Here is a 21,507-nt window from a genome sequence, read left to right on the forward strand (position 1 = left end):
TTAGGGTGGCCGCAGGCCGGCCCGGAAGGCAGCCGGCGAAGGATGCACCAGGACCACTGAATCACTGTCGACAACAGGGAGGGAGCCTGGACTATGTCTACTTCAGCGACGCCTCACATTCTCATTTTGGGCGGCGGCTACGTCGGCTTGTACACGGCGTGGGGGATCCGCAAGCGGCTGGGGCCGGAGGCGGCGCGGATCACCGTAGTGGAGCCGAACTCCTACATGACCTACCAGCCGCTGCTGCCTGAGGTAGGCGGCGGTGAAATCGAACCGCGGATCGTTACCGTCAACCTGCGCAGTGCGCTCAAAAACGTTGACATTGTCCGCGGCAAGCTCGTCTCCCTGGACGTCCAGGCCAAGACCGCCAAGCTGCGCGAAATCGGCGGCGGCGACCTCTCGCTGGACTACGACCAGGTGGTCTTCGCCGTCGGCGCGGTGACCAGGACGTTCCCCACTCCGGGGCTGGAAGAGCACGGCATCGGCTTCAAGACCGTGGAAGAGGCCATTTACTGCCGGGACAAGGTGCTGGACAACGTGGCCCTGGCGGCCGGCACCAGCGACCCGGAAGAGCGGGCCAAGGCGCTCACCTTCGTGGTGGTCGGCGGCGGCTATACCGGCGTCGAGGCCCTGACCGAGCTGAGCGATCTGTCCAAACTCGCCGTCGACGCACACCCGGAGCTGGACCGCTCCCAGTTGCGCTGGGTGCTGATCGAAGCGCTGGACCGGGTGGCTCCCGAGGTGGGGCCGACTCTGTCCCAGTGGACCCTGGGTCACCTGCGTGAGCGCGGCATCGACGTGCGGCTGAAGACCACCATGCCTTCCTGCGAAGATTCGGTCGCCGAGCTCAGCACCGGTGAACGCATTCCCGCCGGGCTGATCATCTGGACGGCCGGCATGAAACCCAATCCGGTGCTGGACGACACCAATGTCCCGCGCGGGCCGAAGGGGCATGTGAACGCGAATGCCCGGCTGCAGGTCATCGACCATGCCGGCCAGGTGGTGCACGGGGCATGGGCCGCCGGCGACTGCGCCCAGGTTCCCGACCTGGCAGCCGAGCAGCAACCCGCCTACTGCCCGCCGAACGCCCAGCACGCCGTGCGCCAAGCCAAGGTGCTGGCCCAGAATGTGGTCAACGCGGTGCAGGGCCAGGGTCCGGCGGAGTACCGGCACAAGACCCTCGGCACGGTTGCGACCTACGGCGTCGGCCGGGGTGCGGCCAAGATCCTGGGCCGCGATATCAAGGGCAAGCCGGCCTGGTACGCGGCGATGGGCTACCACGGCTTGGCGCTGCCCACCTGGATCCACAAGTGGCGCCTGCTGGCCGGCTGGAGCTCGCTGATCCTCGGCGACCGCGACATCACCTCGATGGGCGCCACTCGGCATCCGCGGCGGGCCTTCGTGGACGCGCACGCCGATACGCAGAAGGGCAAGAAATAGGACCGCTGCCCGCCGATTGAGTTCGTCGCATCGGCGCAGGCAAAGGTGAGCTAACTCTCCATTGTTACGGTGCGGGCCCGGACCGCTGCGACACCTGCCGCGGGGAAGGGGCGGCACTGGGAGTACCCTGCTGGACGGAGCCCGATCCGCCAGCAAGGAGTGCAGCATGTCCAAACAGCCCAGCGGCGCGCTGCTTTTTGTCCTGACGTGCGCCATGGGCGTGGGCCCGCTGCTCAACTACGGCCTGAGCACCGTCAGCCCGCTGGTCATCGAGGACCTGGACATCAGCGAGGGCCAGTTCGGCCTGCTGGCCACCGCCATCTTCGCCAGCGCCGCGGTGTGCAGCATGTGGCTGGGCAAACTCAGCGACCGGATCTCCAACCGGGCCCAGCTGGTGCTGATCTTTGCCGGCACAGCCGTTGCCTTGGTGATCGCCTCGCTGGCCCACAGCTACCTGGTTTTGGTGATCGCCGCGCTGCTGGCCGGCCCCGCCCAGGCCATCTCCAACCCGACCACCAACCGCATCATCATCTCGCAGGTCCCGGCTCCCAAGCGGCCAGGGTGGATCGGCGTGAAGCAGTCCGGCGTCCAGGGCAGCCAGCTCTTCGCCGGCCTGTTCTTCCCCGTCGTTGCCCTGTGGGCCGGCTGGCAAGGCGCCACCGCGCTGGCCGCCGTCGTCGCCGTCGGGCTGCTCCTCTACGGCCTGCGCAAACTGCCGGAAAACCCCATGACGACGGCGGTGCCCGCGCCTTCCGCCGCCACCTCGCCGCCGCGCGGTACACATCGCAGTGACAATGCCACCTCCCGGTCCGCGGCAACGCCGAAGAGTGACGGCGCGCAGACCCGGTTCCCGCTCTCGGTCTGGCTGTTCGCCGGCTACTCTCTGCTCGCCGGCCTGGGCATGCAGGCCACCAACGTCTACCTGCCGCTGTTCACCGTCCGGGAGCTGGAATTTAGCCTCGTCATGGGCGGCGTGGCAGCCGGCGTGTCCGGCGTCGTCGGTGTGACCTCCCGCGTGCTGTGGGGGCGCCGGATGGCCAAGGGCGTGCGGGCCTCCACCCTGCTCATCCTGCTCGGGTTCGGCGCGCTTGCCGGTGCCGCCGCCTTCCTCGCGTCGGGGACGCTCGACGTACCGGCACTGCTCTGGCTGGGCGTCATCCTGCACGGCGCCACCGTGCTGGGCGCCAACGTGGTGGTGATGGCGGGCGTGATGCGCGTGGTTCCGGCCCAGCGGGTCGGGACGGCTTCGGGCATCGTGTCGATGGGAATGTATGCCGGCTTCGCGGCCGGACCGCTGCTGATGGGCCTGCTGCTGGAGGCCACCGGCAGCTTCCACACCGGCTGGCTGCTGGTCGGCGCCGGCTACCTGCTCTGCTCGGTGCTGGGGTTCGCTCTGCGCGCCTACGGCAACCGCACCGGCGCCGTCCGCTGAACCCCCGTGCGGCCCCGATGGCCTAGGCTGGATGGTTTGCGGCGGTCCCGGTGACCGCAGAGAGGGGCATGGTGAAACAACGCTCGCTAGGACAGTCCGGCTTGCAGGTCTCCGAACTCAGCTTCGGTGCCGGCGGATACTGGGGGATGAAGGCATTCCCTGAACGGCAAGCGGCGCAGCTGGTCGATCAGGCCCTCGAAGGCGGCATCACCGCCTTCGACACCGGCCCGAACTACAGCCGCGGGAACGCCGAAGAGCGGTTGGGCCGCATCCTCAAGGGCCGGACGGAGAACCTGGTCATCTCCACGAAGGCGGGTTCCCACTGGATCAACAACCGCAATGTGAAGGACTACTCGCCCCGGGCGATTGAAAACAGCGTGCACGCAAGCCTGCGGCGGCTGCAGATCGACCACCTGCCGCTGCTGCATTTCCACGGATTCCCTCACCCGGCCGATCCCGCCATCGAAACCGTCCTGAAGCTCAAGGAGCGGGGGACGGTCGGCGCGCTCGGCGTCTCTACCGGCCGCGGCGGAGCCAAGAAAGCGCTGAAACTGGGCATCTTCGACGCACTAATGGTGGAGTACAACATCGTGGACCGCTCGCTGGAGGCAGTGATCTCCGAGGCGAAGGAAGCCGGGGTGGGCGTTAAACTCAAGTCGCCGCTCGCGCAGACCCTGTACTCGCGGGACATCTTCAAGATCGGCGGACCCAGCGACGTCTGGTACCTGCTGCGGGCGCTCAAGAACCACCGGCACAAGTTTGTCCAGGGACGGAAATACCGGTTCATCAACGACGTCGACGGCTTCGCGGCGAGCGAGATTGCGCTGGCCTTCGCGCTGAACCATCCCGGAGTCTCCAGCGCTGTCATCGGCACGGTGAAGCCGGGTCATCTCCGCTCCAACCTGCGGGTTCCCCATCTCCAGCTGCCGGCGGAATTGCTGGAACGGATCGAACGGGCAGGATCAGCCGGCCGCGGGTAACACCGCGCGAGGACTGACCACGCGCGGCCGCTTCGGATTGCTTTACGGCAAGTACGCCGACGCGGTCCAGAGATGGAAGACCGCATAGGCGCGGACCGGAGCCCACGCTTGCCCGAGCTCGCGGGCTTGTCTGGCGGTCTTCACCGCGAGGGCCCGCTGCAGGACCAGGTCGCCCTCCGGATAGGCGTCGCGGTCGTGCAGGGCGCGCATGGCCAGATATTCGACCGTCCACGGGCCGATGCCGGGCAACGCCAACAGGCGACGGCGGGTATCGGCGTGGTCGGCGTCAGGGGCGATGCGCAACCCGTCCGCACAGGCTTCGGCCAGGGCCTGGACGGTGCGCGCGCGGGCGTTGGTCAGGCCGACGGCCTCGCGGATGGCGTCCGACCCGGCCGCTGCGAGCGTCTCCGCGGTGGGGAACAAGGCCAGGTCGCCAACGGGGGAGCCGAAGGCGGACACCAGGCGGCCAGCGAAGGTGCGGGCTGCTGCCAGCGAAACTTGCTGGCCCACCACGGTGGAGACGGCACCTTCATAACCGTCCGGGTAGCCGAGGATCCGGAGGCCAGGGCGGGCGGCAATCAGCGGACCGACCACGGCGTCACCGCCCAACATCGCCGCCACCCGCTCCGGTTCCAGCTCCAGATCGAGCCAGCCGCGCACCGCCGCCGTTATCTCCGCCGCGATGGCAGGGGAATCGCTGCCGACGTCGAGAGTGACCGAGTCAGGCGAGAGGGTGGCGGTGACCGGCACCGGGCCGGTGCCGGTGTTGAAAAGGCGGGTGCAGGTGCCGGCCGCTGGATCGACCCGCTCGAGGCCGGGGACCGCATGGGCGGCCAGGGCGGCCAGCGCGGCGGGCGCGTCGAACGGGGGAGCCAGCGGCAGGTTGACCTGCATGAATCAGCGGGCCTTGACCGCCAGGACCGGGCAATCGACGGTCAGCAGGATTTCCTGGGCGGTGCTGCCAAGGAGCAGCTTGCCCACCGGAGAGCGCCGGCGCAGGCCGATGATCAGCAGCGAGACGGAGAGTTCTTCGACCAGATCCACAATCTCCTCCACGGCGTCCTTGCCGCGGACGAACTGCTTGAATTCGGTGTCCAGGCCGGAGTTGTGCAGTTCCTGCTGGACCCATGCCGCGTCGTGGGCGTCCGAGAACGACTCGTCCTTCTGCGTCCCGCCCGGGCTGGCGTTGACGACCACTAGCTTCTCGTTGTTCTGGGTGGCCATCTGGATGCCCTTGCTCAGGGCCGCTCGGCCTTCGGGACGCGGGGCGTAGGCAACAAGAATCGTCAACGTGGTCTCCTTACCGGATAACTCCTGGCGGTGTCTGGCGTGCGGCCGGGCGCGCACGTCCGGGGCCCGCGAAGCCAGCGGGTGGACCTTATTGTGGCACGCATCTCAGCGTGCAGCCGGATGCGTGAAGTGATTGTGAAAACGGGGCCTTTAGTTCCAGACGCCGGAGGAGCCGCGGCGGTGGCTGTCCACCAGATGGGTGTCGATCATGCCGATGGCCTCCATCAGGGCGAACATGGTGGTGGGCCCGACAAACGCGAAGCCGCGCTTGCGCAGCGCCTTGGACAGCGCGACGGATTCGGGCGAGGTGGTCGGCACCTCCCCGATGTGGTTGGGCGACGGCGAGCTGTCAGGCTGGAAGGACCAGACGAAGTCGCTCAAACCGCCTTCCGCCCGCAACTCGATGGTGGCGTTGGCGTTGGTGATGGCGGCGTGGATCTTGGCACGGTTGCGCACAATGCCGGCGTCCTGCATCAAGCGTTCGACGTCGTCCTCGGTGAACGCGGCGACAGTGTCCACCTGGAAGTCGTGAAACGCGTTCCGGAAGGCCGGGCGTTTGCGCAGGATGGTGGCCCAGGAGAGCCCGGCCTGGAAACCCTCCAAGGTGATGCGCTCATAAACGCCCTGCTCGCCGCGGACCGGCATGCCCCATTCCGTGTCGTAGTACTCGCGCAGCAGCGGATCCGTGGCGGCCCAGGCCGGCCGGGCCAGGCCGTCCTCGCAGAGCACGACGCCGGAAGGGGTTTTCTCCATGGACTGATTCTCTCCTAGCGCGCCGGGTGTTGTCCGGTCCTGCTCCAGCGCTGTGGACAAAGTGCTGTGGACAAGGTGGGGGCCGTTCAGCCGAGACCGGTCACGCGCATGGTCAGGTTCAGCCGGCCGCCGGTCAGCCCGCAGTCGGGGTCGGCGGTGCCCGGGTAGATCTTGGGCACGCCGTGGTAGGCGAACCGGGCCGGCCCGCCGAAGACGAACAGGTCCCCGGAGTGCAGCCGGATGTCCGTGTAGGGCTTGGTGCGGGTTTCGGTGTTGCCGAAGCGGAACAGGCAGTCGTCGCCGATGCTGAGCGACACCACGGGGAAGTCTGCCTGCTCGTCCTTGTCCTGGTGCATGCCCATCTTGGCGGTGTCGTCGTAGAAGTTGATCAGCGCGGTGTCCGGCTCGTAATCCCGGCCCGCAGCCGGGTCTTGGTACGCGTCGACGAGTGCCCGCCGGCCCCACTCGGCCAGCCAGCCAGGGAAGTCCAGCACGCGTTCGCCGTTCACGTCGTCGGCCGTGCGGGTGTACTTGTAGGGCGCCCAGTGCCAGCCCAGGCACAGCGTCCGCACGCTCATCTCGTGGCCGCCTGGCAGCTTCGCCGCACGGTAGGGGACCGGCCCGCGGCCGAATTCACGGCAGGCTTCGACCAACTCCCGCTGCTGTTCCACGGCCAGCCAGCCCGGCACATGCACCGCGCCCGGCGCGATCTCCCGCGGACCGGCCGGAGCGTCGTCGAACAAGGTGCTCACGCCGCTGCCTCCAGGCCCAGCAGGTAGGCCTTCGCATCCGGCCCGCCCAGATAACCGCCGAAGGCGCCGTCCGAGCGCAGCACGCGGTGGCAGGGCACGACGACGGGCAGCGGGTTGGTGGCGCAGGCGCTGCCCACGGCGCGCACGGCCTTGGGATTCCCGACGGCGGCGGCCACCTGCGCGTAGCTCTCGGTCCGGCCATAGGGGATCTCGGGCAGGTGGTTGAGCACCTCCGCGCGGAATCCTCTGGACAACCGCCGGTCCAGCGGTAGGTCGAAGAAGCGCCGCCGGCCCGCGAAGTATTCGTCCAACTGCCGGACGGCCGCCGCCAGACGCGCAGGGGAGCGCAGGATGCGCGGGCTGATCGTTCCCGCCAGACCGGCGAGCACGTCGTCGTGGTGTTCGCTGGCAAAGGCCACGCGGACCAGGCCTTCTTCCGTGGCGACCAGCAGCAGCTTTCCGACCGGAGTGTCGGTGGTGGTGTAGGCAAGGTCGACCGCGTCGGCGGCCGCCGCCTCACGTTCCAGTCGGCTGTGCAGCCGCTCCAGTTGTGCCGGGTCCAGACGAGTCAGCACGTCCAGTTCTTCTCCGGCCACGGTGTCTTGGACCGCGGATCCTTCGGCTGTCATCGGAATGCTCCTTCGCTTGCAACGGGTGCGGCCACCTCCGCGGCGCGCTGGTGGCCTCGCCGGTAGAACGCCCGCAGTTTGGCCATGCCGTCGGCGGCTGCGCGGCGGACCGCGTCCGTGGTGGAACCGGTGAGTTCGGCGGCCTCGGCGTACGGCAGTCCGGCCAGATAGTGCAGCGCCACTGCTTCGCGCTGCCGGAGGGGCAGGGCCGCGACGGCCTGGCGCAGTTCGTCGTCGTCATTCCCGGGGATGCCCAGCGAGGACGCCGATTCGGGCAGGTGCTCTGTGGGCGTCGGAGTCCGGGCCCGCCGCCGGACCGCGTCGATGGCCTTGCGGTGGGCGATGGTCACCAGCCATGCCTCGTGGTTCGCATCCGGGGGCAGCTCCGGATAGGCCTTGAGCGCGGACAGAAACGCTTCCGACCAAGCGTCTTCGGCATCCGGGCCGGGTCCCAGCACCGCCCGGCAGACGCGCAGGACGGTAGGGCCATGGTCGGTAACCAGTTGCTCGAAGGGTTTCATCTGCACACTCGGTAGACGGCTGCCGGCCCGGCTTCGTGAGGTGGGGCGCATCAGAAAAGCTTGCCGGCTTTCACCTCGGACGGCTCCTCTAGTTCCAGCAGGAACCGCTTGCGTTCCAGCCCGCCGGCATAGCCCACCAAGGAGCCGTCCGCGCCGACCACCCGGTGGCACGGCACCACAATGGAAATCGGGTTCTTGCCGTTGGCGTAGCCCACTGCCTGCGCCAGATGCACATCGCCCAGGGCTGCCGCCAGCTGTCCGTAGGAGCGGGTCTGGCCGTACGGGATCTCCCGCAGCAGAGCCCACACCTTCAGCTTGAAAGGGTCGCCCCTCGGCGCCAGCGGGAGGTCGAATTCCCTGCGCTGGCCGGCGAAATACTCCGCCAGCTGTTCGGTGACTGCTTCGAAGCCGACGGCGGTGCGCTCGCCGAACGTCGCGGCGTCCGGCATCCGTTTGTGGCTGGGGAAGTAGAGCGCGGTCAGCGAACCGTCCTCGGCGACGGCCGTCAGCTCCCCGACCGGGGTACCGATGAGGGTGTGCACGCGGGTCATGGCGCTCCTTCGTCCGCTTCCATTCTCTCCTGTGCAGACGTTCCCGCGCGTTGAAACGTGAGGCTTCGGTTGTTTTGTTGCGGGCTGGCCAGCCGTGCTGTTGCCCCCAGCGATTCCGGCGCAGACTAGCGGATTAGGAGTCGAAGCCCATGCCGACCGCATCCATGGCTTTCAGCCAGGGGCCGCGGCGTCCTTGGTTGCGGTCGGCGCGGACCATGGCCGCGGTGGTGAGCTTGACGCCCAGCCAGGCGAGCGGCTCGGGCGGGAACGGCAATGGCTTCTTCCGCACCAGCTCCAGCCGGGTGCGCTCGGTCGGTTGGCCGGAGAGCAGGTCCAGCATCACGTTGGCGCCAAAGCGCGAGGCGCCCACGCCCAGGCCGGTGAAGCCGGCGCAGTAGGCCACCCGGCCGCCGTACGCGGTCTCGAAGAAGGAGAAAAAGCGGCTGCAGGTGTCGATGGCGCCGCCCCACGCGTGACTGAAGCAAACGTCGGCCAGCTGCGGGAACGTGGCGTAAAAGTGGGCGGCCAGCCGGCGGAACGTCTCCGGGCGCTGCTCGTGGCTGTGCCGGAGCGACCGGCCGTAATAGTAGACGGCGTCGTACCCGCCGAACAGCATCCGATCCCGGCCGTCGGCGTCGGTGGTCAGCCGGTAGTAGTGGAACCGGTTGTCGTTGTCCGAGAGGCCGAACCGTTCGGCCCAGCCGAGTGCTTCCCGCTGCGCCCGGCTCAGCGGCTCGGTCATCAGTGCGTAGTCGTACACCGGGACGGTGTGCAGCCGGGTGCGCGCCAGCAGCGACGGAAAGGCGTTGGTCGCCAGCGCCACCCGCTGGGCTGCCACCGAGCCGAAGTCCGTGCGCAGCGCCATCAAGCCCGCCCGCCCTGCCAGGGAGCGCACCGGGGTGTGTTCATAGATTTCGACGCCGGCGCGCACGCAGGCGTCGCGCAGCCCCCACGCCAGTCTGGCCGGGTGCACCATCGCCGTCCCGTGCCGGTCCCGCAACCCCGCCCGGTAGGCGGGCGAGGCGACCTCCCGCTGCACGGCGGACCGGTCCAGGAACTCCAGCGCCGGGTCCTCTGCGGCTCCCTCCTGAAGCCAGGCAACGTGGTGCTCTTCGGTGGCCACCGAGAGTGTTCCGGTCCGCTCGAAACCGGCATCGATTCCGTACCGTGCCAGGGCTTGTTCGATCTCGTCCAGGTTCTGCAGGCCCAGTTTGCCCAGCAGTTCGGTTTCCTCCGGCACATGCTTCTGCCCGTTCGCGCTGCCATGGGTCAGGCTGGCCTCGCAGAATCCGCCGTTGCGGCCGGAGGCGGCCCAGCCGATCCGGTTGCCCTCCAACAGCACCACCGAGCGTTCCGGGTCGCGTTCCTTGGCCAGCAGCGCGGTCCACAAGCCGGTGTAGCCGCCGCCGACCACCGCAAGGTCCGCCGTGACCGAGCCACGCAAGGGCGGCAGCGACTCAGGGCGGGAAGGATCATCCAACCAGTACGGCGTGGGGGATGCCCCGGCCAGCGCCGCATCGATCCGGGCTGCGGGGATCTCTTCTTCTGCCCGGTCGTAGAACGTTTTCATGCCCGCACCGCCTGCCGCTCGAACACCGGTGCGCCGGCCACGAACGTCATGTCCGTGCCGACGGTATGCAGTTCCGACACCGGCAGGCTGAACGGGTCGACGCTCAGGACCACCAGATCGGCCGGGGCTCCGGGGATCATCCGGCCGCCGTCGTCATGGCGGTTGAGCCACGCCGAGCCGGAGGTGTAGGCGGCCAGCGCCGCCTCCAGGGACAGCGCCTCGCCCGGCAGCAGCGGCTCGTCCGAGCCGTCATCGGGGTGGCTGCGGTTGACCGCCACATGGATGGCCTGCCACGGATCCGGCGTGGAAACGGGCCAGTCCGAGCCCATCGCCAGCCCGGCGCCGGACGCGGCCAGGGAGCGGAACGGGTACTGCCAGCCTGCGCGCTCCTCGCCGATCAACGGCACGGTCAGCTCGCGCATCTGGGCGTCGTTGCAGGCCCAGAGCGCCTGCAGGTTCGCGGTGACGCCCAGTTCGCCAAAGCGGGCGACGTCCGCGGGGTGGATGATCTGCAGGTGCGCCATGTGGTGCCGCCCCGTGCCGCGGCCGTTGGCACGGCGGGCGTGCTCGACGGCGTCCAGCCCGTCGCGCACCCCGCGGTCGCCGATCACGTGGAGATGCAGATCGAATCCGGCCGCGTCCAGTGCCGCCACCACTGCCACCAGCACTTCCTTCGGCAGGTAGCTCAGCCCTCGGTCCGCGCCGGCGGAGGCACCGCCGTCGTGCGCTGCCATGCCTTCACAGGCGCACGGCTGAAGATACGGCTCCAGCATGGCCGCGGTCCGGTTCTCCGGCACACCGTCCACCATGATTTTGGCGCTGGTGGTGCGAAAACCGGCGGCCGCATTCTGCTCCCGCCGCCCGACGAACTCGGCCACCAGGTCCGGGACCGACTCCACGGTGGTGGACCGCGGTACCCAGAGCGCTCCCGCGGCGCGGCCGGTCAGCAGGCCCTGGTCCAACAGCGCCCGGTAGGCGGCACTGGCCTCCGGATAGCCCGCGTAGTCGCCCAGGATCGCCTCCTGCCAGCCGGTGACGCCCACCGAGTGAAGATAGCGCTGGGCTTCCAGCAGCCCGGCCCGCATCTCCTCCACCGTGGCGCGGGGAATGACCCGATTCACCAGATCCATGGCGCCCTCATGCAGCGTCCCGCTCGGGAAGCCGCCGGCGTCGCGCTCCAGCAGTCCGTCCTCCGGATCGGGGGTTGCTGCGTCGATTCCGGCGAGCTCCAGCGCCCTGGTGTTGACCCACGCGCTGTGGTGGTCCGCGTTGACCAGATAGACCGGCCGGCCTGGAACCACCGCGTCCAGCGTCTGGCGGCTGGGATAACCGCCCGGGAAATCCGCCTTGTGCCAGCCGCCGCCGGTGATCCAGCCGCTGCCGGATGCCGAGGAGCCGGCCGCAGCGGATGCGGCGATCTGTGCCAGCACGGCCTCGGCTCCGGCGCACTCGGACAGGTCGCAGCCCAGCCGTTCCAGCCCCGCCATCACCGCGTGCACGTGCGCATCGGTGAAGCCGGGTGCCAGCAGCCGGCCGCGCAGGTCCACGGCCGTGGCATCCGGCCCCGCGGCCGCCCGGACTTCGGCATCGGTTCCGACGGCGGTGATGACTCCGCCAGTGACGGCAACTGCCGTGGCCGTCGGATGCAGGCGCAGGCCATCGAAGATCCTGCCGGAGTGGAAAATCCAACCTGCCGCCATGGCCGCTCCTGGGTCCCCGGCGCCTGCCGGAAATGAACGAGTTTCACTTATGACACAGGGGGCGGAGAACTTTGTCAACGGTTTTCGGCCAGCCGACTTTCGGTGGCCTGCCTCGCGGGCTCCGGCCGCCGCATGAGTACGACGGCGGAGGTGCACCCTCCGCGCGGGACGTCCAGTTCCTGCGCGGACAGGGTGCCCCTTTCTGTGTCCTGTCGCATACAGTTGCCTGAGACTACCTATTGTGGAAGGGAGTGGCCGTGCGGGAAACCCGCGGGACCAGCCGGGCGCTCTCGGCCGGGTTGCTGATTGCCGGCATCCTGGTGGTGGCCGCCAACCTGCGCCCGGTGCTGACCAGCGTGGGCCCGCTGCTGGACCAGATCGGCGCGGAGACCGGTCTGGGTGTTGCCGCCCTGGGCGTGCTGGCCGCGGTGCCGCTGCTGGCCTTCGGCGCGGTCTCCCCCGCTGGCGCACGGCCTCAGCGAGAAGTTCGGTGTGGAACGCACGGTTTTCGGTGCCCTGCTGCTGCTGGTTGCGGGGACGCTGTTGAGACCCATTCCGGGCTCCCTGGCGAATCTGTGGATCGGCACCATGCTGATCGGCGCCGCCATCGCTGTCTGCAACGTGATGCTGCCGGCACTGCTCAAACGCGACTTCCCGGAGCGGATGGCCTCGCTCACCGGAGGCTATTCCGCCGTGCTCGGCGGCTGTGCCTCGCTGGGGGCCGGACTCGCAGTGCCGCTCTCGCTCGTTCCGATCGGTGGCGAACCGGCCGGCTGGCGCTTCGCCCTGACCGCTTTCGTGGTGCTGGCGGTGCCGGCCGTGCTGCTCTGGCTGCCCCGCCTGCGCCGAGGCAGCCAACTTTCCGACAGGGCCCGCGACGCGGCGGCGGCGCCGGCCCTGGTCAGGGGCTCGGTCTGGAAATCCGGCATCGCCTGGCAGGTGACGCTGTACATGGGCCTGCAGTCCATGATCTTCTACATACTCATCACCTGGCTGCCCACGCTGGAACGCTTCCACGGCCGCAGCGGACTGGCATCCGGCTGGGACCTGATGATGTTCCAGCTGATCGGCGTGGTGTCCAGCCTGCTGACGCCGGTGGTCCTCCGCGGGCCGACGCAGCGCCTGGCTGCCTCGGGTCCGCCGCTGCTGGTGCTCGCCGGGGTGCTGGGCATCCTGCTGATGCCCGAGATCATGCTGTTCTGGGTGCTGGTGGCAGGCTTCGGCTGTGGCAGTTCGCTGGTCACCGCGCTCGCGCTCTTCGGCCTGCGCACGCGTACGCACCGCGAGGCGAGCGCGCTCTCCGGCATGGCCCAGTCGATCGGTTATCTGTTGGCCGCGGCTGGTCCGCCGATCTTCGGCGGACTCTTCGCCGCGTCCGGCGCCTGGGCGGCTTCCCTGACCTTGCTCTGCATCATCGCCGTCCTGCAGGCCGCCACCGGCTTGCTGGTGGGCCGGGACCGCTTCGCCTTCGCCGCCTAGCCCGCGCCGTGCGCCGGGCCGCGGCGTGCCCGCTAGATTCCCTGACGGTAGGTTTCCAGCTGCCGGAAGCGGCGTTGCAGCGAATCGCGCCGGTGTTCGTCCTCGCCGGCCGTGAGCTCGATGTGGCTCCGGCCGAAGCGCCAGAGCAGCAGGTCGTCCAGCAGCCGGTCCGGGCCGGGGGAGTAGCGGTGCTCCAGGGCGGCGCGGACGTCCGTGATGGTTTCCGGATTCAACAAGGCGGCCAGCTCGGTGGTGGTCTTCAGGCCGTGCGCGGCCAACAGTTCCGCGGCCCAGCCCCAGTCGTCGTCGGACTTGCGGTCCACATGCGGCAGCAGGGTCTGCCACACCTCGCGGACCCGGCGGGGCGTCAGCGGTGCCGCACCTTCGCCCTCTTCGTCCCAGTAGCCGGTGACGGTTTCGTAGCGCTCGTGCAGCTCGGCAAAGGCCGACTCGACCGCCTCCAACATGGCTGCGGTGGCGGTGAACTGCCGGTCGAAATAGGGGCTCCAGGCGCGCGGATCCGAGGACTTGAAGCGGATATCGTGCTCCAGTTCGGACCACGCGTGCGAAAGGATCGTGCGGATCTGGACTTCGAAGAGGTAGCTGCCGGTGGCGCGGGCCGGTTCGCCTAGGGCCTGCTGGTAGGCCTTGACCGTGTTGTTCTGCAGCGTGCGCAGGATCAGGTGGCGGCTGGCGTAGCCATAAGTGCCGGATTCGATCGAGCCGATGTCCTTCTCCCGGTCGGCACGGCAGTCGAAGTCGCTGCGCTGCCGCTTGATCAAAGCGGCGGCCTCGCGGATTTCGTGGGGCAGGCTCACGATCACCCGGACACCGACCAGATCGTGGATCTCCCGCAACGGATCGGGGAACTCCAACGCCGGGGCATCACCCGGTTCGGCCGGCTGCAGCATCCGCGACGCCTTGTCCCGGAACGACTCGACGCTCTTGGTCCGGGCGGTGACGAACAAAGGCGTCAGTTCGGCATTGCCGAAAATGTCCCGGATGCCCGACTGCAATTGGGACGTGACGGTTGCCAGCGCCGGGCGCACCCGCTCGTACCGCGCGGTGTTCGCCTCCACCTGCGCCCGCAGCCGCTCGTCCAACCGGTCCCAATGAATGCCCATGCGTGCCTGGCTCTCCTGCGGTAGGTGTGTGTGGCTCTGAATAACCTACCAAGGCATGCCGGGAGGGCCGGTACCGGACAAGCGGCCCGGCCCCGCCCGGCCCCGCGGCCCTTAGCCCTCGGCGTGCGCGTCGGCCAGCTTCAGCACCTCGTCCAGGATGGCCAGGCCGGTCTGGGCGTCCTCCGCGCTGATGTTCAGCGGCGGCACCACGTGGATCCGGTTGAAGTTGGCGAACGGCAGCAACCCGCGGGACTTGCAGGCGGCGATCAGCTCGTTCATCTCCGGGCTCGAGGAGCCGTACGGTGCCAGCGGCTCGCGCGTGGCCCGGTTTTTCACCAGCTCCACCGCCCAGAAGGCTCCGACGCCGCGCACCTCGCCGACCGATTGGTGCTTGGCCGCCAGCTCCGCGAGCCCCGGGCCGAACACATCGGTCCCCAGCGAAGCGGCATGCTCCACCATCTGCTCCTCGCGCATGGCGTTGATCGTGGCCACCGCCGCGGCGCAGGCCAGCGGATGTCCGGAGTAGGTCAGGCCGCCCGGATAGACCCGCTTGGCGAAGGTCGCATAGATCGCCTCGGAGATCGCCACGCCGCCCAGCGGCACGTAGCCGGAGTTCACGCCCTTGGCGAAGGTCAGCAGGTCCGGGACCACGCCGGCGTGGTCAATGGCGAACCACTTGCCGGACCGGCCGAAGCCGGCCATCACCTCGTCGGCGATGAACACGATCCCGTACTTGGTCGCCAGCTCGCGGACACCCTGCAGGTAGCCCGGCGGCGGCACCATGATGCCCGCGGTGCCGGGGATGGACTCCAGCACGATCGCGGCAAAGCGGTCGGCGCCCTCCAGCTGAATGGTGGTTTCCAGATGCTCCAGCGCGCGCTGGCATTCCTGCGCTTCGTCCTCGGCATGGAACTGGCTGCGGTACAGGAACGGCGCATGGAAGTGGACCGTGCCGGCATTGCCGTAGTCGTTGGCCGCCCGCCGCGGGTCGCCGGTGATGTTCACGGCCAGCGCCGTGCCGCCATGGTACGAGCGGTAGGCGGAGAGCACCTTGTAGCGGCCGGTGTGCAGCCGGGCCATCCGCACCGCGTGCTCCACGGCCTCGGCGCCACCGTTGGTGAAGAAGACCCGGTCCAGATCGCCGGGGGTCAGCTCGGCGATCAACCGGGCGGCTTCCGAGCGGGCGGCGTTGACGTGCTGCGGTGCCACGGTGCACAGCTGTCCGGCCTGCTCCTGGATCGCCGCCACGACCTTGGGGTGTTGGTGGCCGATGTTCGTGTTGACCAGCTGCGAGGAGAAGTCCAGCAGCCTGTTGCCCTCGCCGTCCCAGACCCAAGAGCCTTCCGCCCGGCTAATGACCATGGGCGTGATCAGTTCTTGCGCGGACCAGGAATGGAACACGTGCTGGCGGTCCAGCTGGTACGCGCGGCGGCCGGCTTCCAGTTCCTCGGCGCTCAACGCTGAGCCGGTGGTTGTGGTCATCTGTCTCTCCTTAAACTACGACGGCGGACGGTTGGCTCGGCGGGGCAGCTGCGGCAGTCGCGTGCCGGCCCAGCCGGATCAAGCATTCTGCGGGAAACCCAAGTTGATGCCGCCGTGGCTTGGATCCAGCCAGCGGGTGGTCACCACCTTGCCGCGGGTGAAGAAGTGCACGCCCTCGGCGCCGTGTGCGTGGCTGTCGCCGAACAGCGAGTTCTTCCAGCCGCCGAACGAGTAGTACGCCATCGGCACCGGGATCGGCACGTTGATGCCCACCATACCCACCTGCACCTCGTTCTCGAAGCGGCGGGCGGCCCCGCCGTCGTTGGTGAAAATCGCGGTGCCGTTGCCGTACGGGTTCTCATTGATCAGCGCCAACCCCTCGTCGTAGCCCGGCACCCGCACCACGGACAGGACGGGCCCGAAGATCTCGTCGGTGTAGATGGACATCTCCGGCGTCACCCGGTCGAACAGCGTCGGGGCCAGGAAGAAGCCGTCGCCCTCGGCATCCGGTTCCACCGTGCGCCCGTCCAGCACCAGCTCGGCGCCGGCATCCTCGCCGGCCGCGATGTAGCCGGCCACCTTGTCCCGGTGCGCCGCCGTGACCAGCGGCCCCATGTCCGTGCCGCGCATGCCGTCGCCCACGCGCAGCTTGGCGGTGCGCTCGGCGATCTTGGCCACCAGCTCGTCAGCGACCGACTCCACCGCCACCACCGCGGAAATCGCCATGCAGCGCTCGCCGGCGGAGCCGTAGCCGGCGTTGACCGCGGCGTCCGCGGCCAGATCCAGGTCCGCGTCCGGCAGCACCAGCATGTGGTTCTTCGCCCCGCCCAGCGCCTGCACCCGCTTGCCGGCGGCCGTTCCGCGCTCATAGACGTAGCGGGCGATCGGCGTCGAACCGACGAAGGAAACGGACTTGATCTCCGGATGCTCCAGCAGCGCGTCCACGGACTCCTTGTCGCCGTGCACCACATTGAACACGCCGTCCGGCAGCCCCGCTTCCTTCCACAACTCGGCCAGCCAGTTGGCCGCCGTCGGATCCTTCTCGCTGGGCTTGAGCACCACCGTGTTGCCGGCGGCGATGGCCACCGGGAAGAACCACATGGGCACCATCGCCGGGAAGTTGAACGGGGAGATGATCGCCGCCGGACCCACCGGCTGCCGCACCGAATGGACGTCCACCTTGGTGGAAGCATTCTCGGTGTAGCCGCCCTTGAGCAGATGCGGGATGCCGCAGGCGAACTCCACCACCTCTTGCCCGCGGGACACCTCGCCGAGCGCGTCGTCCAGCACCTTGCCGTGCTCGGCCGTGATGATCGCGGCCAGCTCGCCCTTGCGGGCGTTCAGCAGTTCGCGGAAGGTGAAGAGGATCTGCACGCGCCGCGCCAGCGACGTGTCCCGCCACGCCGGAAACGCCGCCGCCGCCGCCTGCACCGCTTGATTCACGACGGCGGTGCTCGCCAAAGCCACGCGGGACGAGACTTTGCCGGTGGCCGGGTTGCTCACCTCGCCCAGCCGGCCCTCCGGATCAGGGTTGACGTAGCTGCCGTCGATCCAGTGTTGAACTGTCTGCATGGGTGCTCCTCGGGGTAGTTCCTTGCTTGTCGCAGCGGGCGCCTGTACGGGGGCGAGGCGTGCCGAATCCATTGTCTTGGCATCATCATCCGGCGCCATCATCGTGCGCACCACTTACATCACGTCGGAAATATTCCTGTCAGCCTTACACTGTGTCAATGACGCTGACTGTGCAGGATGTCCTGGGCCTGGAAGTGGTGCGCGCCGGAGCACCGGAGATCCTGGCAGGTATCGATGACTTGGGCGCGTCCGTCCGCTGGGTACATGTGGCGGAACTGAGGAGCCTCGCCGGTCTGCTGGAAGGCGGCGAGTTGGTCCTCACCACCGGTCTGGCCTTCGAGGACTCGGCCGCGGAAGCAGCCCGGTATCTCGGTGAGCTGGCGGCGGCAGGTGCCGCCGGCGTCGTCGTCGAAATCACCGCGCAGCGGCCGCAGGCGGAGACGGCACTGCGCCGGGCCGCGGGCGAAGCCAAACTGCCCGTCGTCCTGTTGAGCCGGCGGATCCGGTTTGTGGAGGTTACCGAGGTGGTGCACCGCATGCTGGTGTCCGGGCAGTTGGCGCAGCTGGAGCGGTCGCGGCAGGTGCACGAGGTTTTTACCATGCTCAGTTTGGAAAACGCCTCCCCGGAGGAGATCGTGGCGCGGGCGGCAGAGCTGATGGGTGCGCCGGTGGTGCTGGAGGACGTGGCGCATCTCGTGCTGGCCTTCGCGTCCGCCGGCGTCCCAACATCGGAACTGCTCACCGGGTGGGCCGAACGGTCGCGGTTGGTGCATTACCGCGAGGAGACAGCACGGGCCGGGGCCGCGGGATGGCTACAGACGCCCGTCGGTGTGCGCGGCCAGCGCTGGGGCCGCCTGGTGGTGCCTGCATCCGCGGGACCAGCGGAGGTCGACGGCGACGGCGCGATGGTGTTGGAGCGGGCCGGCCAGGCGTTGACCATCAACCGGATGGCCGAACGGGACCAGCGCGAACTCGGCCATCAGGCACGCGCCGGGTTGCTGCACGAACTCCGCCGACCCGGGGCGCTGGAAGAACACGAAGCCTTAGCCCGCGCGGCCGCCCTGGGCCTGTCCGCGGCTCCGGTGTACCTGCCGGTGGTGTTCCGGTTAAGCCGGCGGCCCGGTGAGGAACCGATCGAAGTCCAGCGGCGCGAGCGGGCGCTGCTGGACCTGCTGCACGGCGTGCTGGCGGAAGCCCGGGTACCGGCCCTGGCCGCCAGCCTGCAAGCCGGCGCCCTCGGGCTCTTGGTGGCCGTGCCCGCCAAGCAACTGGAAGACCCGGTGCTGGAACGGCTGTGCGGGCAGCTGGCCGAGCAAACCAGCGTCGATTGGGCTGTTGGCGTAGGCCGCGGCCGGCCGGACCTGCTGGCTGCCGCGGCCGGACTGGACGAAGCCGCGCACGTGGCCGAATCCGCGGCGGGGCTAGGCTCCGCCGCGGGGCTCGGCAGCGACCGGCGGTTCTACCGATCGGCCGATGTCCGGCTGCGCGGACTGCTATCCATGCTGCGCGACGACCCGCGGGCGGCCGCCTTCGCGGACGCCGAACTCGCCCCCATCGCCCAAGACGCCGAAGCCCTCGACCTGCTCCTGCACTATTTGGAATCCGGAGGGAACAAGGCGCTGCTCGCGCGCAACGGCTACCTCAGCCGTCCCACCCTGTACGCCAGGCTGGCGCGGCTGCAGGAAAAGCTTGGCGTTCCGCTGGACGACGCCGAGTCGCGAACCTCGCTCCACGTTGCGCTGCTGCTGCACAAGCTGCGCAGCTGAGCCAAAGCCTGGACGCACAACACACGGACCCCAAACACCCGGCCGAACCGGCCGAACGAACAGCTGCCCATCCCATCGAAGCCCGCCCGCAGATATGGTGGAAGCATGAGCCACACCAGCGATACGGCACAATTCAGCACCAAAGGCGCCTACGTCCACAGCGGCGAAGAATTCGACCGGGACACCAGCTACATCGAGGACCGGATCGTGGCCGATCCCGATGCCGTCCGTGCCTCGGACGGGCCGACCGGTGGCACGATCGGCAACCCGAACGGCGGGCTAGGCGACGGCGCCAAAGCCTGGCCGGTGGAGGCCGGCCGCTACCGCCTGGTTGCCGCCCGCGCCTGCCCCTGGGCCAACCGCGCCATCATCGTGCGCCGGCTGCTGGGGCTCGAAGACGCCATTTCGCTGGGCCTGCCCGGCCCCACCCACGACGCCCGCTCTTGGACCTTCGACCTGGACTCGGACGGCCGGGACCCGGTGCTGGGTACCGAGCGCCTGCAGGAGAACTACTTCAAGCGCTTCCCGGACTACCCCCGCGGCATCACCGTGCCGGCCATCGTCGAGGAGTCGAGCGGCGCCGTCGTCACCAATGACTACCCGCAGATGACCCTGGACTTCTCCACCGAGTGGAAGGATTTCCACCGCGACGGCGCCCCGGACCTGCTCCCGGCCGACAAGCTCGAGGAGATGCAGCCGGTCATCAAGCGGATTTACACCGAGGTTAATAACGGCGTCTACCGCTGCGGTTTCGCCGGCTCGCAGGAAGCCTACAACGCCGCCTACGACCGGCTCTGGACTGCCATGGATTGGCTCGAGGAGCGCCTCACCAACCAGCGCTACCTGATGGGCGACACCATCACCGAGGCCGACGTCCGCCTCTTCACCACCCTGGCCCGCTTCGACGCGGTCTACCACGGCCACTTCAAGTGCAACCGGAACAAGCTGAGCGAGATGCCTGCGCTGTGGGGCTACGCGCGCGACCTGTTCCAGACCCCGGGTTTCGGCGACACCACCGACTTCGAGCAGATCAAGCAGCACTATTACATCGTGCACGAGGACATCAACCCCACCCGGATCGTCCCGCAAGGCCCGGACCTCTCCGGCTGGCTGACCGAGCACGGCCGCGAAGCCCTCGGCGGCAGCCCGTTCGGAAACGGCACCGCGCCGGGCCCGGTGCGGGAATCCGAACGCGTCACCCCCGGCCACAACCCGCTCTACCCCGCCTGATCGCCGTGACCCACCCTGTGGATGACGACGGCGGTGCCCGCCCCGTGGGTGACGACGGCGGTGCCCGCCCTCGGATTGCCGTCAGCTACGTGCGGGACGCGCCGTCCCATCCGGGGTGGTTCTCGAAGGTCCTGGCCGATTTGGCCCAGCGGGCCGCTGACGGACTGAGCGCTGCTGGAGCGGAACCCATCGTCCTGAATTCGGCCTCCGGCCACGTCTTCAGCGCCCTGGATTACGACGGCGTGGTCATCCTCGGCGGCGGCGACGTGGACCCGGCGCGCTACGGCGGCGACACCGACGAACCCACCGTGCACTGCGTGGATACCGGAGCGGACGAGGTCGAAATCGACTTAGTCAACGGCGCCATCGAGAACGGCCGTCCCGTGCTCGGCATCTGCCGCGGGCTCCAGCTCATCAACGTTGCCTTCGCTGGCTCACTGATTGAAGACCTGGGCCCGGATTCCCTCCACAAGATCCACCAACCGCAGCCGCCCATGGCCAGCCACCCGGTGCAGATCGCACCCGACAGCCTGCTGGCCGGTGCACTCGGCACCGACGCCATCACGGTCCAGTCTGGCCATCACCAGGCAATCCGCCGACTCGGTGACCGACTGCGCGTGGTGGCCACGGCGGCCGACGGCGTGGTCGAAGCCGTGGAACTAGCCCGTCCCGATGAAGGCTGGCTGCTCGCCGTGCAATGGCATCCCGAAGAGCCCGGCTCGCCCGACGGCCAACTCCACGCATTGCTCAAACCCTTCGTCGCTGCCTGCCAACAGACTCCGGTAGGCATGGCCGGGTAGGGGCAATCCGTCCGGGCAGCGAAATATCGAGGCCCTAACGCGTCCGGCATCGGCCGGTTTCGTCTTGAGCCGTTGCCGTGAGCTGCCCTTCCTCATGAGTGCCATGTTCTTGCCGTCTGCGAGCAGGTCGGCCCTTGGCACGTCTGCGCCCTTAGGACCACGGTCGGCGCCTACGCGGCCCTCCCCGTGATGGCCCAATTTCCTGTCAGCCGAAACTGTCCGACCCGGCTTATAGGCTGTTTTCAGCAGCAGTTCAGCACCAATCGTTGGCCGTCAGGTTGGGGTTTCCTGATGGCGTCTGCGGGCTTTGTTCCGCGACCGTTCGTAGTCGATGCCGCCCCCTGTGGGCATGCTGAAGATTGAGACGCACTCATGTTTGATCCGGCACCAGCTGAACCTCCCGCCGCAGCTTTGGCTGCCGCGGAGCAGTCCTCCG

General features: G+C 68.8%; 20 protein-coding genes. 7 read left to right on the forward strand and 13 right to left on the reverse strand.

From position 1 onward, the window contains the following. The first annotated feature begins 93 nt into the window (after positions 1 to 93). The 3 genes from AC5RWT_RS17930 (at position 94) to AC5RWT_RS17940 (ending at position 3,852) form a co-directional block, all read left to right on the forward strand. Positions 94 to 1,440 carry an NAD(P)/FAD-dependent oxidoreductase gene (locus AC5RWT_RS17930; protein WP_494081339.1) on the forward strand — a complete coding sequence of 449 codons (1,347 nt, stop codon included), beginning with the start codon at positions 94 to 96 and terminating at the stop codon, positions 1,438 to 1,440. 166 nt (positions 1,441 to 1,606) lie between these two features. Continuing rightward, positions 1,607 to 2,872: an MFS transporter gene (locus AC5RWT_RS17935; protein ID WP_494081340.1), complete on the forward strand. Its 1,266-nt coding sequence runs from the start codon at positions 1,607 to 1,609 to the stop codon at positions 2,870 to 2,872. A 68-nt stretch (positions 2,873 to 2,940) separates the two neighbouring features. Continuing rightward, a complete protein-coding gene (locus AC5RWT_RS17940) occupies positions 2,941 to 3,852 on the forward strand; it encodes an aldo/keto reductase (protein ID WP_494081341.1) in 912 nt (303 codons plus the stop codon). 42 nt (positions 3,853 to 3,894) lie between these two features. Here AC5RWT_RS17940 and AC5RWT_RS17945 read toward each other — a convergent pair whose 3' ends face one another. The 10 genes from AC5RWT_RS17945 to AC5RWT_RS17990 all read right to left on the reverse strand — a co-directional run bounded on the left by AC5RWT_RS17945 (position 3,895) and on the right by AC5RWT_RS17990 (position 12,121). Continuing rightward, positions 3,895 to 4,746 (reverse strand): DNA-3-methyladenine glycosylase family protein, encoded by an 852-nt coding sequence (locus tag AC5RWT_RS17945; protein ID WP_494081342.1) that lies wholly within the window; start codon positions 4,744 to 4,746, stop codon positions 3,895 to 3,897. A 3-nt stretch (positions 4,747 to 4,749) separates the two neighbouring features. Continuing rightward, positions 4,750 to 5,142: a universal stress protein gene (locus AC5RWT_RS17950; protein WP_494042828.1), complete on the reverse strand. Its 393-nt coding sequence runs from the start codon at positions 5,140 to 5,142 to the stop codon at positions 4,750 to 4,752. 150 nt (positions 5,143 to 5,292) lie between these two features. Then, positions 5,293 to 5,895, reverse strand: coding sequence for a DNA-3-methyladenine glycosylase I (locus tag AC5RWT_RS17955; RefSeq protein ID WP_494081343.1), 603 nt, complete (start codon positions 5,893 to 5,895; stop codon positions 5,293 to 5,295). An 86-nt stretch (positions 5,896 to 5,981) separates the two neighbouring features. After that, positions 5,982 to 6,647 carry an alpha-ketoglutarate-dependent dioxygenase AlkB family protein gene (locus tag AC5RWT_RS17960; RefSeq protein ID WP_494081344.1) on the reverse strand — a complete coding sequence of 222 codons (666 nt, stop codon included), beginning with the start codon at positions 6,645 to 6,647 and terminating at the stop codon, positions 5,982 to 5,984. Continuing rightward, on the reverse strand, positions 6,644 to 7,276 hold the full coding sequence (locus AC5RWT_RS17965) for a methylated-DNA--[protein]-cysteine S-methyltransferase (protein WP_494081345.1): 633 nt from the start codon (positions 7,274 to 7,276) through the stop codon (positions 6,644 to 6,646). The genes AC5RWT_RS17960 and AC5RWT_RS17965 overlap by 4 nt, the downstream gene beginning before the upstream one ends. Next, complete coding sequence (locus tag AC5RWT_RS17970; RefSeq protein ID WP_494081356.1) at positions 7,273 to 7,797, reverse strand: RNA polymerase sigma factor; 525 nt, start codon at positions 7,795 to 7,797, stop codon at positions 7,273 to 7,275. The genes AC5RWT_RS17965 and AC5RWT_RS17970 overlap by 4 nt, the downstream gene beginning before the upstream one ends. 50 nt (positions 7,798 to 7,847) lie before the next feature. After that, positions 7,848 to 8,348 (reverse strand): methylated-DNA--[protein]-cysteine S-methyltransferase, encoded by a 501-nt coding sequence (locus AC5RWT_RS17975; protein WP_494081346.1) that lies wholly within the window; start codon positions 8,346 to 8,348, stop codon positions 7,848 to 7,850. 133 nt (positions 8,349 to 8,481) lie between these two features. After that, positions 8,482 to 9,918 carry an NAD(P)/FAD-dependent oxidoreductase gene (locus AC5RWT_RS17980; RefSeq protein WP_494081347.1) on the reverse strand — a complete coding sequence of 479 codons (1,437 nt, stop codon included), beginning with the start codon at positions 9,916 to 9,918 and terminating at the stop codon, positions 8,482 to 8,484. Beyond that, positions 9,915 to 11,618 carry an amidohydrolase gene (locus AC5RWT_RS17985; RefSeq protein ID WP_494081348.1) on the reverse strand — a complete coding sequence of 568 codons (1,704 nt, stop codon included), beginning with the start codon at positions 11,616 to 11,618 and terminating at the stop codon, positions 9,915 to 9,917. The genes AC5RWT_RS17980 and AC5RWT_RS17985 overlap by 4 nt, the downstream gene beginning before the upstream one ends. A gap of 236 nt (positions 11,619 to 11,854) precedes the next feature. Then, on the reverse strand, positions 11,855 to 12,121 hold the full coding sequence (locus AC5RWT_RS17990) for a hypothetical protein (RefSeq protein WP_494081349.1): 267 nt from the start codon (positions 12,119 to 12,121) through the stop codon (positions 11,855 to 11,857). Between AC5RWT_RS17990 and AC5RWT_RS17995 the strand changes: the two genes are divergently transcribed. Beyond that, a complete protein-coding gene (locus AC5RWT_RS17995) occupies positions 12,111 to 13,097 on the forward strand; it encodes an MFS transporter (RefSeq protein ID WP_494081350.1) in 987 nt (328 codons plus the stop codon). The two genes, AC5RWT_RS17990 and AC5RWT_RS17995, sit on opposite strands and share 11 nt — an antisense overlap. A 32-nt stretch (positions 13,098 to 13,129) precedes the next feature. Here AC5RWT_RS17995 and AC5RWT_RS18000 read toward each other — a convergent pair whose 3' ends face one another. The 3 genes from AC5RWT_RS18000 to AC5RWT_RS18010 form a co-directional block, all read right to left on the reverse strand. Next, the gene (locus AC5RWT_RS18000; RefSeq protein ID WP_494042819.1) at positions 13,130 to 14,221 is read right to left on the reverse strand and encodes a GTP pyrophosphokinase; all 1,092 of its coding nucleotides are present in this window, start codon (positions 14,219 to 14,221) and stop codon (positions 13,130 to 13,132) included. 111 nt (positions 14,222 to 14,332) lie between these two features. Beyond that, a complete protein-coding gene (locus tag AC5RWT_RS18005; protein WP_494081351.1) occupies positions 14,333 to 15,703 on the reverse strand; it encodes an aspartate aminotransferase family protein in 1,371 nt (456 codons plus the stop codon). Between the two features lie 78 nt (positions 15,704 to 15,781). Beyond that, complete coding sequence (locus AC5RWT_RS18010; protein WP_494081352.1) at positions 15,782 to 17,275, reverse strand: CoA-acylating methylmalonate-semialdehyde dehydrogenase; 1,494 nt, start codon at positions 17,273 to 17,275, stop codon at positions 15,782 to 15,784. 158 nt (positions 17,276 to 17,433) lie between these two features. Here AC5RWT_RS18010 and AC5RWT_RS18015 point away from each other — a divergent pair, with 158 nt between their 5' ends. From AC5RWT_RS18015 to AC5RWT_RS18025, 3 genes are all read left to right on the forward strand, one after another. Next, positions 17,434 to 19,041 (forward strand): PucR family transcriptional regulator, encoded by a 1,608-nt coding sequence (locus AC5RWT_RS18015; RefSeq protein WP_494081353.1) that lies wholly within the window; start codon positions 17,434 to 17,436, stop codon positions 19,039 to 19,041. 105 nt (positions 19,042 to 19,146) lie between these two features. Then, complete coding sequence (locus AC5RWT_RS18020) at positions 19,147 to 20,271, forward strand: glutathione S-transferase family protein (RefSeq protein WP_494081354.1); 1,125 nt, start codon at positions 19,147 to 19,149, stop codon at positions 20,269 to 20,271. Positions 20,272 to 20,276: 5 nt separating this feature from the next. Continuing rightward, positions 20,277 to 21,071: a gamma-glutamyl-gamma-aminobutyrate hydrolase family protein gene (locus AC5RWT_RS18025; protein ID WP_494081355.1), complete on the forward strand. Its 795-nt coding sequence runs from the start codon at positions 20,277 to 20,279 to the stop codon at positions 21,069 to 21,071. Positions 21,072 to 21,507: the final 436 nt, after the last annotated feature.

It is taken from the genome of Arthrobacter sp. Dra40, assembly GCF_059091905.1.